General features: G+C 66.1%; 1 protein-coding gene. It reads right to left on the reverse strand.

Annotated elements, in window-relative coordinates; all coding sequences use genetic code 11:
• Window positions 1-354 (reverse strand): IS30 family transposase (locus XH79_RS06765; RefSeq protein WP_271581144.1); only part of this gene is annotated, 354 nt, incomplete at both ends.

Genomic DNA, 354 nt, shown 5'->3' on the forward strand with positions numbered 1-354 from the left:
GAGGTGCGCTCATGCACGGTCAGCACGGCCTGACCGTATTTTGAGAACATCATCAGGTCGGCTTCCCAATGGCCGGGAACCTTGCGGCTGGCGGCCTCGATGGGCCGTTCCGCCAGTGAAACACGGCCTTCGATGAAGCTTGCGGGACTGCCGCCCTTCTTGCCGCGACAGCCGCGCTTGCTCTTGCCGCGAGGCAGATAGCGGCGCCAGCTGTAGTCCGAGGTGCGCCGGAGCTGGGCGTAGATGAAGCGGTAGATGGTCTCGTAGGAGATCACCTTGCGGCCATGGTCGCGGGCGAGCCGGCCTGCGACCTGCTCGGGCGACCAGCCCTGTCCAAGGCGCTCCAACACCGCG

The organism is Bradyrhizobium sp. CCBAU 45389 (genome assembly GCF_028128625.1).
In the GTDB taxonomy this organism is placed as follows: Bacteria; Pseudomonadota; Alphaproteobacteria; order Rhizobiales; family Xanthobacteraceae; genus Bradyrhizobium; species Bradyrhizobium liaoningense_B.